13 protein-coding genes are annotated in these 16,331 nt (G+C 71.8%); 3 read left to right on the top strand and 10 right to left on the bottom strand.

Translation table 11 applies throughout. From position 1 onward, the window contains the following. The first annotated feature begins 51 nt into the window (after positions 1 to 51). The gene (locus ABZ865_RS34175) at positions 52 to 2,886 is read left to right on the top strand and encodes an AAA family ATPase (RefSeq protein ID WP_361239148.1); all 2,835 of its coding nucleotides are present in this window, start codon (positions 52 to 54) and stop codon (positions 2,884 to 2,886) included. A gap of 68 nt (positions 2,887 to 2,954) precedes the next feature. Here the strand turns inward: ABZ865_RS34175 and ABZ865_RS34180 are convergent, their stop codons facing one another. From ABZ865_RS34180 to ABZ865_RS34190, 3 genes are read right to left on the bottom strand one after another with little or no spacing between them, the layout of a single operon-like run. Continuing rightward, positions 2,955 to 3,098 (bottom strand): hypothetical protein, encoded by a 144-nt coding sequence (locus ABZ865_RS34180; RefSeq protein WP_361239150.1) that lies wholly within the window; start codon positions 3,096 to 3,098, stop codon positions 2,955 to 2,957. After that, positions 3,095 to 4,264: an acyl-CoA dehydrogenase family protein gene (locus tag ABZ865_RS34185; protein WP_361239152.1), complete on the bottom strand. Its 1,170-nt coding sequence runs from the start codon at positions 4,262 to 4,264 to the stop codon at positions 3,095 to 3,097. The genes ABZ865_RS34180 and ABZ865_RS34185 overlap by 4 nt, the downstream gene beginning before the upstream one ends. After that, complete coding sequence (locus ABZ865_RS34190) at positions 4,243 to 5,475, bottom strand: acyl-CoA dehydrogenase family protein (protein WP_361239154.1); 1,233 nt, start codon at positions 5,473 to 5,475, stop codon at positions 4,243 to 4,245. Before ABZ865_RS34190 ends, ABZ865_RS34185 begins: the two co-directional genes overlap by 22 nt. A 423-nt stretch (positions 5,476 to 5,898) precedes the next feature. Here ABZ865_RS34190 and ABZ865_RS34195 point away from each other — a divergent pair, with 423 nt between their 5' ends. Continuing rightward, complete coding sequence (locus ABZ865_RS34195; protein WP_361239156.1) at positions 5,899 to 7,044, top strand: serine hydrolase domain-containing protein; 1,146 nt, start codon at positions 5,899 to 5,901, stop codon at positions 7,042 to 7,044. Between the two features lie 131 nt (positions 7,045 to 7,175). Here ABZ865_RS34195 and ABZ865_RS34200 read toward each other — a convergent pair whose 3' ends face one another. The 7 genes from ABZ865_RS34200 to ABZ865_RS34230 form a co-directional block, all read right to left on the bottom strand. Next, positions 7,176 to 7,604, bottom strand: a complete 429-nt coding sequence (locus tag ABZ865_RS34200; protein ID WP_361239158.1) for an ATP-binding protein — start codon at positions 7,602 to 7,604, stop codon at positions 7,176 to 7,178. A gap of 227 nt (positions 7,605 to 7,831) precedes the next feature. Continuing rightward, on the bottom strand, positions 7,832 to 8,980 hold the full coding sequence (locus tag ABZ865_RS34205; RefSeq protein ID WP_361239160.1) for a serine hydrolase domain-containing protein: 1,149 nt from the start codon (positions 8,978 to 8,980) through the stop codon (positions 7,832 to 7,834). Positions 8,981 to 9,193: 213 nt separating this feature from the next. Then, the gene (locus tag ABZ865_RS34210; protein ID WP_361239162.1) at positions 9,194 to 9,646 is read right to left on the bottom strand and encodes a MaoC family dehydratase; all 453 of its coding nucleotides are present in this window, start codon (positions 9,644 to 9,646) and stop codon (positions 9,194 to 9,196) included. A gap of 70 nt (positions 9,647 to 9,716) precedes the next feature. Further along, positions 9,717 to 10,874, bottom strand: a complete 1,158-nt coding sequence (locus ABZ865_RS34215; RefSeq protein WP_361239164.1) for an acyl-CoA dehydrogenase family protein — start codon at positions 10,872 to 10,874, stop codon at positions 9,717 to 9,719. Between the two features lie 70 nt (positions 10,875 to 10,944). Next, positions 10,945 to 12,897, bottom strand: coding sequence for a long-chain fatty acid--CoA ligase (locus ABZ865_RS34220; protein ID WP_361239166.1), 1,953 nt, complete (start codon positions 12,895 to 12,897; stop codon positions 10,945 to 10,947). A 322-nt stretch (positions 12,898 to 13,219) separates the two neighbouring features. Beyond that, a complete protein-coding gene (fabG, locus tag ABZ865_RS34225; RefSeq protein WP_361239168.1) occupies positions 13,220 to 13,981 on the bottom strand; it encodes a 3-oxoacyl-ACP reductase FabG in 762 nt (253 codons plus the stop codon). A 261-nt stretch (positions 13,982 to 14,242) separates the two neighbouring features. Continuing rightward, positions 14,243 to 14,890, bottom strand: a complete 648-nt coding sequence (locus ABZ865_RS34230) for a CatB-related O-acetyltransferase (RefSeq protein ID WP_361239170.1) — start codon at positions 14,888 to 14,890, stop codon at positions 14,243 to 14,245. 631 nt (positions 14,891 to 15,521) lie between these two features. Between ABZ865_RS34230 and ABZ865_RS34235 the strand changes: the two genes are divergently transcribed. After that, positions 15,522 to 16,199, top strand: coding sequence for a TetR/AcrR family transcriptional regulator (locus ABZ865_RS34235; protein WP_361239172.1), 678 nt, complete (start codon positions 15,522 to 15,524; stop codon positions 16,197 to 16,199). Positions 16,200 to 16,331: the final 132 nt, after the last annotated feature.

Consider the following 16,331-nt stretch of genomic DNA (forward strand, 5'->3'; position numbering starts at 1 on the left):
GTTTCCGGCGCCGCCTCCCTCGTTCCCCCTCCCTGTACGAAAATGTCCGGTATGAGTGACCTGCTGCTGAACCGGGAGGGGGAACTGGAACGGATCGGGGCGGGTGTGACGCGGGTGCGGGAGGGGGGCAGCTGGTTCGCGGTCGTGTACGGGCCGGCGGGCGTGGGCAAGACCCGGCTGCTGGCGGAAGCCGGCCGACGGGCCGGTGCGGCGGGGCTGCGGGTGCTCACCGCGCGCGGGTCCGAGCTGGAGCGGGAGTACGCCTCCGGGCTGGTGCGGCAGCTGTTCGAGTCCCTGCTGCGTTCCGCCTCCCCGGAGGAGCGGGAGCGGTGGCTGGGCGGTGCCGCGGACGCGGCGGGCGCCACCCTGGGTCTGAAGGACGTGGCGCAGGATCAGGCGCCGGGCGAGTTCGCCATGCTGCACGCGCTGTTCTGGCTGACGTCGAACCTCTGCCACGACGGGCCGCTGGCCCTGCTGATGGACGATCTGCACTGGGCGGACGAGCCCTCGCTGCGTTTCCTGACCTATCTGCTGCCCCGGCTGGAGGACCTGCGGCTGCTGGTGGTCGCGTCGATGCGGCCCGAGGAGCCCATGGCCGCGACACAGCTGTTGGACCTTCTGCTGTCGGACCGGCAGGTGCACACGCTGCTGCCACCCCCGCTGAGCGTCGCGGCGACCGCACAGGCGCTGGGGGCGTGGCTGGGCAGGGACGATGTCGACGCCGTGTTCGTCAGGGCCTGCCACCAGGCCACCGGCGGCAACCCGCTGCTGCTGAGCGAGCTCGCGCGGGCGCTGGTGGCCGAGGGAGTCGAGCCGGCAGCGGACACCGTGACGCAGGTGGAGAGGCTGGGCTCGGCTGCGATGGCCCGGCGGGTGGCCGTGGAACTACGGCGGCTGGAGCCCGGTGCCATGCACCTGGCGCAGGCGGCCGCCGTGCTCGGCCCCGGTGCCGGCCTCGCCCCGGCGGCGGCGCTGGCCGGCCTGGATGTGGAGTCGGCGGGGCGGCATGCCGCCGAGCTGCGGGCCGCCCATCTGCTGCGACCCGCGGCCGACGGACCGCCCGACGGGGAGCTGGACTACGTCCACCCGCTGGTGCGCGCCACCGTGTACCGGGGCATCGACCCCGGGCGGCAGGCCGCACTGCACCGGCGGGCCGCCGGCCTTCTGCTGAACGGCGGAGCCCGGCTGGAACAGGTCGCCGCGCACCTGCTGCACCTGCCGCCGACCGGTGATCAGGAAACCGTGGACGTCCTGCGCCGGGCCGCCGCCCAGGCCATGGCCTCCGGCGCCGCCGAGGCGGCCCTGGCCTACCTGCGGCGGGCCGCCGCGGAGCCGCCCGACGCGCCGGACAGAGCCGCCGTGCTCGCCGAGGCCGGCGCCGCGGCCTTTCTCATCGACGGCCCGGCCGCCATCGGTTACCTCGACGCCGCCACCGAACTCGCCGAGGACCCCGTGGAGCGGGCCCGCCTGGCCGGCATGTGCGAGACGGCGCATCTGCTCGGCAAGGACGCCGACCACGCGGTCGCGGGCCTCACCCGGGCCCTGGACGGTCTCCCGGACGGCCACGACGACCTGCGGCGCGGCCTGGAAGCGATCCTGCTGTCCGTAGCGCTGCTCACGCCCGGCGTCGACGAGGTGCGCGCCAGGCTTCCCGAGCTGCGGAACCTGCCGCCCGCCGATTCCCCCGGCGCGGCATCGCTCGACGGCGTGATCGCCATGTGCGACGCCCTGACCGGCGACCGCGGCTGCCTGGAACGCGCCCGCCGGGTCCTGACCGGAACCGCCGTGCGCAGAGCCCCCGCCCACACCGCCTTCCTGCTCTCCAGCGCCTGTTTCGTCCTTTTCTCAGCCGACCCGGACGACGGCATCACGGTGTGCGACGCGCTCATGGCCCACGCCCGCGCCACCGGCTCCGCGCTGTCGCTGGGCAGCCTGTACGCCTACCGCGGCTGGGGCTGGCTGCTGCATGGTGCCCTCGCCGACGCCGAGAGCGACCTGCGCGAGTCCCTGAGACTGATGACCACGATCCGGGTGCCCCTGGTAAGGCCCACCGCGCTGGCCAATCTGGCCGCGGCCCTGCTCGAGCAGGGCCGGGTGCGAGAGGCCGGTGCCGTTCTGGACGAGGGCGGCCCACAGGACCCGGAACGCGACACCGGACCCGTCGGGGACGTACTGGTGGCACGCGCCGCGGTGTCGAGCGCCCAAGGCGACCACGAGCAGGCCCTGGAGACCGTGCTGGCCGCCGGACGGCGGGCGGCCGCCGTCGGCAGCACCAATCCCGCGATCATCCCGTGGCGCTACCTCGCCGCAACGAGCCTGCACGCACTCGGCCGGACCGCCGAGGCCCGCCGGTACGCGGACGAAAACCTCGCTCTGGCCCGCCGATGGGGTGCCCCGTACACCCTGGGCCGCGGCCTGCGCCTGACCGGGTTGCTCACCCCCGGCCCCGCGGGCATCGACGCCCTGCGGGAGGCCGTGGACATCTTGGAGGGTTCGTCCGCCCGTCTGGAGCACGCCAAGGCACTCATCGACCTGGGGGCCGCGCTGCGCCGCGCCAACGCGCGCAGCGAGGCGCGCCCCGCGCTCACCCGCGGCCTGGAACTCGCCATGCAGTGCGGCGCCATGCCGCTCGTCGCGCACGCCCGCACCGAACTCCAGGCGACCGGCACCAGGATCCGCAGCCCCCGGATGACCGGGCCCGAATCCCTGACCCCCAGCGAAGCCCGTGTCGCCGACCTCGCCGCACAAGGGCTGACCAACCGTCAGATCGCCCAGCGGCTCTATGTCACCGTCAAGACCGTCGAGGTCCACCTCTCCGCCGCCTACCGCAAACTCGGCATCACCCGGCGCACCCAGCTGTCGGCCGCCCGCACCGGCACGGGCTGAGCAGCCGTCCGTACCGGAACCGGCTGAGCGGCCGCCCGACCGGGCCTCCCGGCCTGCCTGACGCGGAGTCAGTACGGCAGCGGAGCCAGGGCGGTGTCCAGTCGGAAGACGGGCAGCGTCTCGCCGTCGCCCCGGAAGGTCTCGAAGCGGACCTGTGCGCCGGCGCGCCCTTCCGTGGGCCTGGCGCCGACGACATGGGCCAGCTCTGTCACTGCGTGGAAGGCAGGTCCGCGAGGCGGGCCAGGGCCGCGCGGTGCCGGTCCGCGGTGCCCAGCGCGATCGAGGTGCTCTTGGCCCGCTTGAGGTAGAGGTGGACCGGGTGCTCCCAGGTGAAACCGATGCCGCCGTGCAACTGCAGCGCGGCCTCGGCGACCATGACGACCGTCTCGGAGGCGTACGCCTGGGCCAGCGCGGTCTCCAGTGCCTGCTGCGGGGAGGCGTCGGCCAGCGCGGCGACGGCGTTGCGGGCCATGGCGCGTGCCTGTGTGACGGCGATCCACATGTCGGCCAGGCGGTGCTTGACCGCCTGGAAGGAGCCGACCGGCCGCCCGAACTGGTGGCGGTCCTTCACATAGGCGGTGGTCGTGGCGAGGCACCACTCCGCGACACCCAGCTGCTCGGAGGCCAGCAGCGCGGCCCCTGCGGTGAGCGCCTGTCGCAGCACCCGCTCGGCGTCCTCACCGGTGGCCAGCACGGTGCCCGGTGCGGACCGCAGATCGAGGTCGGCCAGCGGCCGGGTGAGGTCCAGTGAGACCACGGCCCGCCGGGTGACGGTGTCGCCGGCGGCGGTGAGGTCGACGGCGTGGAGGGCGGGGCCGTCCGGTCCGGTGGCCGGGACGAGGAGGGTGTCGGCGGACAGCGCGTCGGCGACGCTGGTGACCGTGCCGTTGAGCAGCCCGTCTCGGGTGATGTGGACGGTGCCCGGGTAGGCGGCCTGGGGCCAGGTGGAGAAGGGCACGGCGAGCGTGGCTGTGCGTTCGCCGGAGGCGATGGCCGGAAGCAGTTCGGTGTCCTGGGCGGCGAGCAGTGCGGCGGTGGCCAGGACGCTGCTGCCGAGGTAGGGCACGGGGGCGGCGGCGCGGCCGAGTTCCTCCAGGACCAGGGCGGTCTCCCGCCAGGTGGCGCCCGCTCCGCCGAGTTCCTCGGGCACGCTCAGGGCGGTCACGCCCAGTTCTTTCGCGAGGGCGTGCCACAGTTTCGGGTCGTGGACCTGGTCGGTCTCGACACGGGCGAGGAGGTGCTGGGGCGGGCAGCGGTCGGCGAGCAGGGCACGCACCTGGGTGCGCAGCTCTTCCTCGATGTCGCTGTAGAGCAGGTTCGCGTCGGTGGCGTCGGGGCGGGGTGCGGGGTGGGTGGTCACCTGGGGAGGTCCTTCCACGGAGTGTCCTTGTCGGTGCGGATCTCCTGCGGCAGGCCGAGGACCCGCTCGGCGATGATGTTGCGCAGGACCTCCGAGGTGCCGCCTTCGATGGTGTTGCCCTTGGCCCGCAGGTAGTGGAAGCCGAGCGGGCGGGTGACGGGGTCCGTGTCGAGGTCGGGGCGGCGGAAGGTCCAGTCGTCGTAGCGCAGGCCTTCTTCCGCGAGCAGGTCGAGCGCGAAGCCGGAGGCGGCCTGGTTGAGGTGGCCGAAGACGACCTTGGCTGCCGAGCCTTCGGGCCCGGGTTGTCCTGCGGCGAGTTGCTGGCGGAGCCGTTCGGCGGTCAGGCGCAGCGCCTCGGCCTCCACCCACAGGCGCAGCAGTGTCTCGTGGCTTCCGGGGGTGCGCAGCTCGGGGCGGTCGCGCCACAGGCGGGCCACCGCGCCGATCACGCCACCCTCGCGGGGCAGGGCGTGAGCGCCGATGGCGACGCGCTCGTTCATCAGTGTGGCGTTGGCGACCTTCCAGCCGTCGCCGACGGCGCCGATGCGCTGCGCGTCGGGGATGCGTACGTCGGTGAGGAAGACCTCGTTGAACTCCGCCTCGCCGGTGACCTGGCGCAGCGGCCGGACCTCGACGCCGGGGCCGGTCATGTCGACCGCGAAGTAGGACAGGCCCTTGTGCTTGGGTGCCGCCGGGTCGGTGCGGGCGACGAGGATGGCCCAGTGGGCCTCGTGGGCGATGGAGGTCCACACCTTCTGCCCGTTGACGACCCATTCGTTGCTCGCGGGGTCGAGGACGGCGCGGGTGGCCAGGGCGGCGAGGTCGGATCCGGCGCCGGGCTCGCTGAACAGCTGGCACCACACCTGCTCACCGGTGAACATCGGGCGCAGCCACCGCCTCTTCTGCTCCTCGGTGCCGAAGGCGAGGACGGTGGGCGCGGCCATGCCCAGGCCGATGGTGAAGCGGGCCATGCTGTGGGCGGGGGCGCCGGCAGCGGCCAGCTCGGCGTCGGCGACGGCCTGCAGGGCGCGCGGTGCGCCCAGTCCGCCGTAGCCGGGCGGGAAGTGGATCCACGCCAGCCCGGCGTCGTAACGGGCGCCCCAGAACACGGCCGGGTCGAGCGACGCGGGGGCGTGCTCGGCGAGGAACGCGCGGACGCGGGCGCGTATCGCGTCCGCCGTCCAGGGCGTCGCGGCTGCCGGGCGGAGCCCGGGTTGTGCCTGTGCCATGCGGACTGCCTCTCGGGGTGGGGTCTGCTCGCGGCTCGCCGTGGGCGGCGTGCGCGGTGCGGGCGGCGGTGCCAGGCGTGGTGCGGTGGGAGCCGGCGTCTGCTCTGCCACGCATTCGTGCGGGAATTTCCGCTGGGCAGTGTGCACCGGCGGGGTGGAATTCACCTTAGTGGCACGGAATCCGGTCCGGCCAGGTGACGCAGTGAACACTCACGGGCCGACCTGCGATGTTTTCGACGGACGCCGGACCGGTTGAGTAACGATTACTCAATTCCGCGAGTTCTGGCGTACGGAGGAGCTTTTCCGCGGTGTGGGTCGTTCTACTCTCGACCATATGGCCACGGAATGGCCGGGCATCGTCCGGCCGTCCAGCTCGGGCAACACTCCCGCGCGTTTTCCGTCCGACGAGAAAGGCTTTCCGACATGGCCGAGATCCACGGCACCTGCTCCGACCGGTTCAGCGGAGTGCGCGACGTCCTGTCCCAGTACCTCGACTCCGGTGCCGACATCGGGGCGTCCGCGGCGGTGTTCGTCGAGGGCGAGCCCGTGGTGGACATCTGGGGAGGCTTCGCCGACCCGGACTTCACCAAGCCGTGGGAGCGCGACACCATCACCCATGTCTTCTCCCTGACCAAGACGATGACCGCGATCAGCGCGCTGGTCCTCATCGACCGCGGCGAACTCGACCCGGACGCGCCCGTCGCCCGCTACTGGCCGGAATTCGCCCAGAACGGCAAGGAGGACGTCCTGGTCCGGCATGTCCTCGGGCACACCTCCGGTGTCGCGGGGTGGAGCGAGCCGCTGTCCGTCGAGGACCTGTGCGACCTGGAGAAGTCCACCGCGATGCTCGCCCGGCAGGCCCCGTGGTGGAAGCCGGGCACCGCGCTGGGTTACCACGCCTTCTCCACCGGCCACATGGTCAACGCCCTCACCTCACGGATCACCGGCCGGACCCTGGGGCAGTTCTTCGCCGAGGAGATCTGCGCCCCTCTGGGCCCGGACGCCGACTTCCACATCGGCACCGGACCCGAGTGCGACGACCGCATCTCCCCGCTGATCATGGGAAATCCGGCGGCCGACCCCTCGCAGCACAACGACCTCGCCCGGATGGCGCTGTTCAACCCCCTGATCACGCCGGTGATCTCACGGACCGTCCCGTGGCGGCGCGCCGAGATCGGCGGCGCCAACGGGCACGGCAACGCCCGCGCGGCCGCCCTGATCCAGTCGGTCGTGGCCAACGGAGGCGAGGTCGGCGGCGTACGGCTGCTGTCGGAGAAGACGTGTGCGCTGGCCGTTCAGGAGCAGGGCAGCGGCATGGACCTGATCATGGATGCCCCGCTGAGCTGGGGGATGGGCTACTGCACCGGAAGCCCCCTGCTGGAACAGCTCTTCGGCCCGCGGATCGTGGGCCACCGCATCGCGTTCTGGGGAGGCGGGGGCGGTTCCATGGTCGTCGCCGACCTCGACGCCCGGATGACCGTCGCCTATGTGATGAACCGCTGGCTGGCCGGCTCCTTCGACGCTCGCTCCTGCGGCATCGTCCAGGCCGCGTACGAGGCCATCGGCTGACGTCCGCCCGGCGAGGAGGGAAAGCTCCGGCCCACCCCGCGGCCGGGACTGCGCGCATGTGACGCGCGGTCCCGGCCGCGGGGTGGGCCGCATGTGTGTGCCGGGCCGTGCCGACGGCGGGCGACGGCAGGTCATGTGGCCAGGTGCACCCACACCCGGTGCACTCCGCAACACCGCTCGTTTCCCCAGCGCCGGGCCAGGATGTCGATCAGGGGCAGGCCGCGGCCGCTGGTGGCGGCGGTGTCGGGCAGGGGGCGGTCCGTCGTGACCGGCGGCATGCCCGGCCCCTGGTCGGCCACCTCGATGCGCAGGACCCGGCGCCCGGCGCCGAGGACGACGCACAGTGCCAGGCGGACGGGGCCGCCGGCGCGGACCGCGTTGGTCACCAGTTCGGAAACGACCAGGGCGGCCGCGTCGTTGAGAGCACCCAGCCCCCAGTTCTGAAGCCGGACGGCGACGTCGTCACGGGCCATCTTGGCCGCGGCCGCGGACGTGGGGAGTTCCCGCACCGCGGTGGCGCGGACGAGCGTCTTGAAGAGTGGAGAGCGGGCGGTGCACATCTCAAGTCCTCATGTCGATGAGAGACGGGATCCGGTCGGTTCGAGGGCGCAAGTCCTGTTCTTTTCCAGTGACATGGACCAGCCGCGCTGCGGGACTGGGGGCGCCCCCCTGGATCCGGTCCGGTCTCGAGCCGCCCCTGTCACCGGGGCACCGGACGCGGGCAGCGCGACGGCCGGCTCCGCCGGAGTGGTCCGGTGGAGCCGGCCGTCGCACCGCCGCAGGACGGTCAGGCCGTGAGCGAGGCGTACGCGGCCTGGACGAAGGGGTACGCGCGGTCGTCGACGCCGCCCTTCCACAGGTTCGGGACGTAGGCGACGGTCATCCGGGCGTCGAGGTCGGCGAGGACGAGGGAGCCGCCGTTGCCTCCCCAGAACGCGAGGCGGTGGTCCTTGGCGCCGGGGCCGAACATGACCGTGGCGAGGTCGCTGTTCAGGCAGTAGCCGTTGCCCCAGGTGAACGGGAGGGACATCGCGACATCTATGCCGGAGAAGGGCCGGTCCAGCACCCGGCGGCAGCCTTCCTCCGACAGCAGCCGGACGCCTCCGACCTCGCCGCCGCAGGCCAGGACGGACTGCAGGAGTGCTCCGGCGCGGGCGTTGCCGTGCCCGTTGGCGCCGCCGACCTCGGCGCGGCGCCACCACAGGTGGTGGGAGACGTCGGGGGTGACGTACGGGTGGCGGGTGATCCTGGCACCGACGGGCGACATGTCCTCGTCCAGCGCCGGAACGGGGCCTCCCGGCGTCAGGAGCGCCACGCGGTCGTCGCACTCGGGGCCGGTGCCGATGTGGAAGTCGGCGTCGGGCCCGAGGGGGGCGCACACCTCCTGGGCGAGGAACCGGCCCAGGGTGAGGCCGGTGACGCGCTGGGTGAGCACATTGACCATGTGGCCGGTGGTGTAGGTGTGGTAGGCGAGGACGGTGCCGGGGGCCCACCAGGGGGCCTGGCGGGCCAGCAGGTCCGTGGACTTCTCCAGGTCGCACATGTCCTGCGCGGTGATCCGCTCCGTCCAGGCGGGCAGCCCGGAGGTGTGCTGCAGGACGTGCCGGACCGTGACGCCGTCCTTGCCGTTCTGGGCGAACTCCGGCCAGTAGCGGGCGACCGGGGCGTCCAGGTCGAGCAGGCCGCGGTCGATGAGGATGAGCGCACACAGCGCCGTCATCGTCTTGGTGAAGGAATAGACGTTGACGATCGTGTCCCGCTCCCAGGGCCGGGTGCGGGCGGCGTCGGCATGGCCGCCCCAGATGTCCACGACCGGCTTGCCGTCGATGTAGACGGCGACCGACGCGCCGAGGTCGGTGCCACTGTCGAGGGAGGACGCGAGGAGGTCGCGGACCGCGCTGAACTGTTCGCTGTACGTGCCCTGGATCTCAGCCATGGGGGGATAAGGCCTTCCGTTGGAAAATGGGGGGACGGCCGGTCCGGTGCTGACCGATCAGAACCGTCCGCCGATATGACCGAATCTAGAAGACCGAAATCCAGAATGCACCGATTCTCCGGTATTCGAGTAGTCGCTGCTCCATCGCGGTGCGCACCCGGTGAATTTCCGGACGGATTTCACGGCGTATTTCTTCTGGTCCGGACGGATGCGTCACAGGTAGAAGCGCAGCACGGTCTCGGCGACGCAGGCGGGCTTGTCGGATCCGGCGACCTCGACGGTGACCGCGGAGACGAGTTGGTATCCCCCGGTGATCTCCTCGACGGTGACGAAGTCGACCGAGGCGCGGATCTGTGAGCCTGACGTCACGGCGGAGGGGAAACGGACCTTGTTCAGGCCGTAGTTGATGATCATCCGTGTGCCGTCGACGTAGTAGGCCTGACCGGTCAGGGAGGCCACCAGCGAGAGCGTCAGATACCCGTGGGCGATCGTCGCCCCGTATGGGCCGTCGGCGGCACGCTCGGGGTCGGTGTGTATCCACTGGTGGTCGCCGGTGGCCTCGGCGAACAGGTCGATGTGCTTCTGGTCGAGGGTGTGCCACTGGCTGGTGCCGACGTGGCCGCCGGCGTAAGCGGCCAGCTCGGCGGGAGTGGAGAAGATCTTCATGGCTTCATGTCCTTGTCGTCCGGTGCGGCCGTGCGGTGCGGGTGCGGTGGGGGCGCGGTGCGGGTGCGGCTCACAGGCCCACGGACTTGGCGATGATGGTCTTCATGACCTCGGACGTGCCGCCGTAGATCCGGGCGACGCGGATGGCCGTGTACAGCTGGGCGATGGGGTACTCCATCATGTAGCCGTAACCGCCGTGCAGCTGCAGGCACTTGTCGATGACGCGGCTCGCGGTCTCGGTGGTGAACAGCTTGACCTTCGCGGCGTCGGCGACGGTGAGTTCGCCCGCGTCGAGGAGTTCGACGGCCCGGTCCACCATGATCTGGGCGGCCTCGACCTCGGTGGCGCACTCGGCGAGCACGAACTTGGTGTTCTGGAAGGACGCGACGGGCCGGCCGAAGACCTTGCGTTCCCTGACGTAGTCGACGGTGAACTTCAGCGCGCCCGCGGCCATCGCACAGCTGCTGGAGGCGATGGTCATGCGCTCCTTGGCCAGGTTGTGGGTGAGGTACTCGAACGCCCGGCCTTCCTCTCCGAGCAGGTTCTCCACCGGCACCTTGACGTCGGTGAAGGACAGTTCGACCGTGTCGCTGCTCTTCAGGCCGATCTTCTCCAGCTTGCGGCCCACCGCGAAGCCCTCGGCGGCCGCGTCCACGCACAGGATGGTCAGGCCCGCGCGGCGGTCCTGCTCGTCGGGCGGGGAGGTGCGGCAGACGACGAGCACGAGGTCGGCCAGGGCGCCGCCGGAGATGAAGGTCTTGGCGCCGTTGAGGACGTAGTGGGTGCCGTCCTCCGAGAGCCCGGCGGTGGTGGTGATGCCCGCCAGGTCGGAGCCGGTGCCCGGCTCGGTCATGGCGATGGCGGTCATGATGTCGCCGGTGACGAAGCCCGGCAGCCAGCGCTTCTTCTGCTCCTCGGTGCCGTACTTCAGCAGGTAGGGCAGGATCAGGCCGGTGTGCACGGCGGCGTTGCCGAAGGTGGCGCCGGCGTGGGCGAGTTCCTCGTCGATGACGAGGCTGTACGTGAAGCTGGTCTCGCCGGCGCCGCCGTACTCCTCGGGCACCTGGATGCCGAGCACTCCCAGCTCGCCCAGGCGGCGGTAGAAGTCGCGCGGTGGGTGGCCGTCCCTCTCCCACTCGTGGCAGACGGGGGCGACCTCCTTGGCGATGAAGTCGCGGATCATGGCCCGGAAGGTCTCGTGGTCCTCGGTGAACAGGCTGCGGCGCATGGTGGTCTCGCTTTCTCGGTGCGGGGCATCCGCGCGTGGGTGTCGAAGAAGTGGGGTGGGGATCGGCGGCCTACTGCTCGCGGGTGCCCTCGTAGAGGGACTCGATCAGCTCGGCGTACGCCTGCTGGATCACCGGGCGCTTGACCTTCAGACTGGGGGTCACCTCGCCGTGGGCGAGGTCGAAGTCCCGCGTGAGTACGGCGAATTTCTTGATGGTCTGCCAGCGCTGCAGGCCCTCGTTGACCTGGTCGACGTAGCCGGCGACGAGCCGCCGCGTCTCGGGAGCGGCGCACACCTCGGCGTACGACCGGCCGGCCAGGGCCGGGTTGCCGGCGGCCCAGGCCATGACGGCGGGCTCGTCCAGGGTGATCAGGGCGGTGCAGTAGCTGCGGCCGTCGCCGATGACGACGATGTTGGCGGCGAAGGGACAGGCGCCCTTGAAGCGGCTCTCGATCTCCAGCGGGGCGACGTACTTCCCGCCGGAGGTCTTGATCAGCTCCTTGATCCGGCCGGTGATCCGCAGATAGCCGTCCTCGGTCAGCTCGCCGAGATCACCGGTGTGGAACCAGCCGTCGGGTTCCAGGACGGCCGCGGTCTGCTCGGGCAGGTTGTGGTAGCCACGCATGATGTTCGGGCCGCGCAGCAGCACTTCGCCGTTGTCGGCGATGCGTACCTCGACACCGGGCATCGGCCTGCCCACGCTGCCGGTGCGGAACTCCTCGAGGGTGATCACCGCTCCGGAGGCGGTCTCGGTCAGGCCGTAGCCCTCCAGGACGGGCACGCCGGCACCGCTGAAGAACTGGCCGATGTCCGGGGCCAGTGGGGCACCCCCGGACAGGCAGCCCAGGATCCGGCCGCCGAACGCGGCCCGGACGCCCCTGTAGACCAGCCGGTCGGCGATCGCGTGCCGGACGGCCAGGCCGCGCGGGACGCGGGACTTGCCGGTCTCCATGCCGGCGCCCAGCTCGGCGCCCTTGGCCTGGGCGACGCGGGTGTACTCGCGCGCTACCTGTTCGGCCCAGCGGAAGACGCGGTGGCGCAGCGCGCCGCGGCTGCGGGCGTCGGCGGCGATCGCGGTGTAGATCTTCTCGAAGAGCCGCGGCACCGCCGCCATGAGGGAGGGCTCGAGGAGCCGCATGTTGGCGGCGACGCGGTCCATGCGGCCGTCGATCGCCAGGGTGTGGCCGATCGCGATCTGGCCGGAGATCTGGTTCTTGCCGAAGGCGTGGGCCAGCGGCAGCCACAGGTACTCCAGGCCGTCGGGTCCCATTCTGTCCTGGCCGTCGGGCCCGGCCTTGTCCAGGTGGAGCGAGCTCATGGCCTGGAACGACCAACAGTCGTGGACGAGCCGTACGCCTTTGGGGCGGCCGGTGGTGCCGGAGGTGTAGATGAGGGTGGCCAGGTGTTCCCGGTCGATGTTCTCCACCGTCTTGTCGACGCAGTCGGGGCGGCGCCGCAGCTCCTCCTCACCGAGCTGTTCCAGCCTGGCCAGGGACATCACCCAGCCGTCGTCCGATGCCTGTGGGGGAACCGGTTCGAAGGTGACCACGGCGGTCAGTTCGGGGAGACTGCCACGCCGCTCGGCGACCTTGGCCACCTGGCCGGCGTCCTCGGCGAACAGCACCCGGCTGCCGGAGTCGGCGAGGATGTACGCCGTCTCGTCGACGTCGGTCGAGGGATAGACGGTGGTGGTGGCGGCGCCGGCGCACATGATGCCGAGGTCGGCGAGGACCCACTCCACCCGGGTGCCCGAGGCGATCGCGACCCGTTGCTCCGGGCGCACGCCCAGCGCCATCAGTCCGGCGGCCAGGGCCTTGACCCGCTCTCCCGCCTGCGCCCAGGACAGCGAGCGCCACTCGTCGGTGTCCGCACCGGAGGGCACGGGAAATCGGTAGGCCTCGGCATCGGGCGTCGAACGCACCCGGTCCAGGAGCAGGTGCGCCACGGACGCCGGGCGGTCGTCGACCGAGGGGATCGCAGAGGTCGAGGAGGTCGCGGAGGTCGAGGGCTGAGCATGGGTCACGGTTACCTCTGGAAGCCGAGCAGCGGACAGGTCGGCCGGCCTCGGGGCGCGGGCCGGTGGTGCGGCCCGGAGGCCGGTTCGTGGTGCCCGCGGCCCGTCTCCCTCCGGGGGTCGGGAGATGGGCCGCGGAGCGTGCGGCGCGCCGGGCTGCCGGGCGAGCCGAGGCGCCAGTCGCTGGGGTAGGCCGAGGCGCCGGTCGCATGGGGCGGGCCGGCGCACGGGCCACGAGGGCGAGTCGGCACACGGACCGGCAGAGCGAGTCGGCACCCGGACCGCCAGAGCGGGCCAGGGCGCGGCTTCCCGGGGGCGGCCGCGGCGGCGGTCAGGCCTTCGGGCCGCCTGCCACGTAGATCACCTGCCCCGAGACATAGCCGGCGCCTTCGCTCGCCAGGAACGACACCGTGTGCGCGATGTCCTCGGGCATGCCCGGCCGACGGACCGGGATCTCCGCGGCGATCTGGGCCTTGGCCTGCTCGAAGTCGACACCCACCCGCTCCGCGGTCGTCTTGGTCATCTCGGTGACGATGAAGCCGGGGCCGATCGCGTTGACGGTGACACCGAACGGGCCGAGTTCGATGGCGAGGGTCTTGGTGAAGCCCTGCAGGCCCGCCTTGGCCGCCGAGTAGTTGGCCTGGCCGCGGTTGCCGAGGGCGGAGGTGGAGGACAGGTTGACGATGCGGCCGAAACGCTGGGCGGTCATGTGAGCCTGGACGGCCTTGCTCATCAGGAACGCCCCGCGCAGGTGCACGTCCATGACCGTGTCCCAGTCCGACTCGCTCATCTTGAACAGCAGGTTGTCGCGCAGCACGCCGGCGTTGTTGACCAGGACGGTGGGCGGACCCAGTTCGGCGGCGACGCGGGCGACGGCGGCCTCGACCTGGGCGCTGTCCGAGACGTCGGCGCCGACGGCGACGGCCCGGCCACCGGCATCGGTGATGGCGTCCACCACCGGCTTGCACGCGGCCTCGTCCAGGTCCAGCACGGCCACCGCCATACCGTCCGCCGCGAGCCGCTGGGCGACTGCCGCACCGATACCGCGGGCCGCGCCCGTGACGACAGCGACGCGGGTGGGGGAATCCGACATGACGACACTCCTTGGAGCTGCCCCGGGCCGGTGCCCAGGGGGTGGTGGTTGAGTACCGGGCATGCGGCGCGGTCGCCGCTCCGTCCGGGTCCGTGGCGTCAGGGTGAAGTCCCGTTCACCTTTACGCCGGCGGCGCCTGCTGTCTCCCCAGGCGGCGCCGCCGGCACTTGTGCTTATCCAACGCGCGGTGATCGGCGTGGCGAATCCGTAGGAACACTGGCGCGGAACGCGAATCAGGATTCACGATCCTGCCGGGAAGGGTCATGCCGGTGTGGGGGCGGCTGCTTCCAGGGCGTCGACGCTGCCGGACATGAGCGTGCGCACATGCCGGGTCAGATGTTCGGCGGGCCAGTCCCACCAGGCGATGGCGAGCAGGCGGGCGATGTCCTTCTCGTCGTAGCGGGTGCGGATGAGGCGCGCGGGGTTGCCGCCGACGATGGCGTAGTCGGCCACGTCGTCGACGACGACGGAGCCGGCGGCGACGATCGCACCGTGCCCGATGCGGACGCCGGGCATGACCATGGCGCGGTGGCCGAGCCAGACATCGTTGCCGACCACCGTGTCGCCCTTGACGGGCAGCCCGGCGAGGAGGTCGGCGTGATCGGCCCAGGAACCGCCCATGATGGGGAAGGGGAAGGTCGAGGGGCCGTCCATGCGGTGGTTCGCGCCGTTCATGATGAACCGCACGCCCTCGGCCAGTGCGCAGAACTTCCCGATCACCAACTTCTCGGGCCCGTAGTGGTAAAGCACGTTGCGAGTCTCGAACGCGGTCGGTTCGTCGGGGTCGTCGTAATAGGAGTACTCCCCCACCTCGATGAGGGGGGACGTCACCAGGGGTTTGAGCTGGACGACACGGGGCTGCCCGGGGACGGGGTGCAGCACGGTGGGGTCGGCGGGAAGCAGGGGCATGGCGGTTTCGCTCCAGGTGCGATGCGATGACGGGCAGTTCGGCGTCCCGTTCTCTCCCCCACTGGCATCCGTCCGGGCCGCCGGGGGGAACCGCCGCTGCTCGTACGGGGTTCCGGGGCTCCAAGGCGGGAGGGGTGTGGGGGCCCAGGCCGCGCGGCCGAGGCGGGGAGGGCTGCGCCGGCGAGGCCGAGGAGAGTGGCGCGCCGTGAGGGGTGGGGGTGGACGTCTGCTGGTCGGTCACGGCCATCTCCTTGATCTGCCCCATTTGTTCGTCTACGCCTCCATGGTTCGGCTGATCCGCTGGGTGGCGGGTGAGCAATCGCTACTCGCCTTGCGGCAGGCTGCCGTGTGAGACCCGGCGGCCTCGCGCGTGGGGCACCGGTTCGGGGCGCATGGCCTCATTCCCGCACCGTCCGCCTGTCCGGCCGCGGGCCCCTGTGCATGAGCAGGCGCATGAATAGTGGATCTGCGTTTACCTTTGGACCGGCGGCGCTGCCGTCACCCTGGGCGCGCCGCCGGCGTCGTCGCCATACAAAGACGGCAGCCGGCACACCGCATCCGTAGGAGCACTGGTCCGGCGCGGTCACGCGCGACACCCGGGGCACAGGCCGACGGCCGAGAGGACTTCGAGATGGCACAGCGCAAGGCGGGCGGGACCGAACGGCAGCAGGCGCCGGAAGGCCAGGCGGCGCCCGGGGGCGCCCGGCTGCCGATCGAGACACTGATCGCCCGCGGGCGCAAACACGGGGTGCGCAAGCAGCTCATCCTGCGGCAGGCCGCGCGGCTGTTCATGGAGCGCGGCTACGCGGACACGGGCATGGCCGAGATCGGCGAGGCCGCGGGCATCACCGGCTCCGCGGTGTACCGGCACTTCCCCAGCAAGCAGGCCATCCTGACGGCCCTGATCGATCTGTCGCTGGAGCAGTTGGCCGCCGAGTTCCACGAGGTTTTGGAGGCGCCGGCGGCCTCCCCCGCCGAGACGCTGGCCGCCGTGGTCGACCGCTACCTGGAGTTCAGCCTGGGCAACCGGGATCTGACGGTGGTGGTCGACCGGGAGCTGGTCAAACTGCCCGTCGAGGACCGGCGCCGCTTCACCCGCCAGAGCCGGCTCATGCGCGAGGAGTGGGTGCATCTGCTGGTCGAGGCGCGCCCGGAGCTGTCGGACGCCGCCGCCCGGGTCGCCGTCACCTCGGTGATGGGCATGGTCGCCGCCGTCATCGGCTGGCGGATCGGCCTGGAGGACCGTGCGCTGCACGAGCAGCTGCGCGTCCAGGCGATGGCCGTGCTGAACGCCCCCGTCCCCGGCTGAAGCCACCGACCGGGCCGGGGCCGCGACCCGGACACGGCAGCCACGGCAGCGCCGGCGGCCGTGTGTGACCACCGCCACGACTCCCCCGCGCTGGACACAAACGCGAATCGCCGGTAACACTTTCCACAGCGG

This window comes from Streptomyces sp. NPDC047085 (assembly GCF_040643735.1).
Classification (GTDB): Bacteria; Actinomycetota; Actinomycetes; order Streptomycetales; family Streptomycetaceae; genus Streptomyces.

Bases quoted from the DNA above. Each gene is read 5' to 3' on its own strand.
- ABZ865_RS34235 (WP_361239172.1), top strand. From the start codon at position 15,522: ATGGCACAGCGCAAGGCGGGCGGGACCGAACGGCAGCAGGCGCCGGAA.
- ABZ865_RS34230 (WP_361239170.1), bottom strand. From the start codon at position 14,890: ATGCCCCTGCTTCCCGCCGACCCCACCGTGCTGCACCCCGTCCCCGGG.
- ABZ865_RS34210 (WP_361239162.1), bottom strand. From the start codon at position 9,646: ATGAAGATCTTCTCCACTCCCGCCGAGCTGGCCGCTTACGCCGGCGGC.
- ABZ865_RS34175 (WP_361239148.1), top strand. From the start codon at position 52: ATGAGTGACCTGCTGCTGAACCGGGAGGGGGAACTGGAACGGATCGGG.
- ABZ865_RS34190 (WP_361239154.1), bottom strand. From the start codon at position 5,475: ATGGCACAGGCACAACCCGGGCTCCGCCCGGCAGCCGCGACGCCCTGG.
- ABZ865_RS34215 (WP_361239164.1), bottom strand. From the start codon at position 10,874: ATGCGCCGCAGCCTGTTCACCGAGGACCACGAGACCTTCCGGGCCATG.
- fabG (WP_361239168.1), bottom strand. From the start codon at position 13,981: ATGTCGGATTCCCCCACCCGCGTCGCTGTCGTCACGGGCGCGGCCCGC.
- ABZ865_RS34200 (WP_361239158.1), bottom strand. From the start codon at position 7,604: ATGTGCACCGCCCGCTCTCCACTCTTCAAGACGCTCGTCCGCGCCACC.
- ABZ865_RS34195 (WP_361239156.1), top strand. From the start codon at position 5,899: ATGGCCGAGATCCACGGCACCTGCTCCGACCGGTTCAGCGGAGTGCGC.
- ABZ865_RS34205 (WP_361239160.1), bottom strand. From the start codon at position 8,980: ATGGCTGAGATCCAGGGCACGTACAGCGAACAGTTCAGCGCGGTCCGC.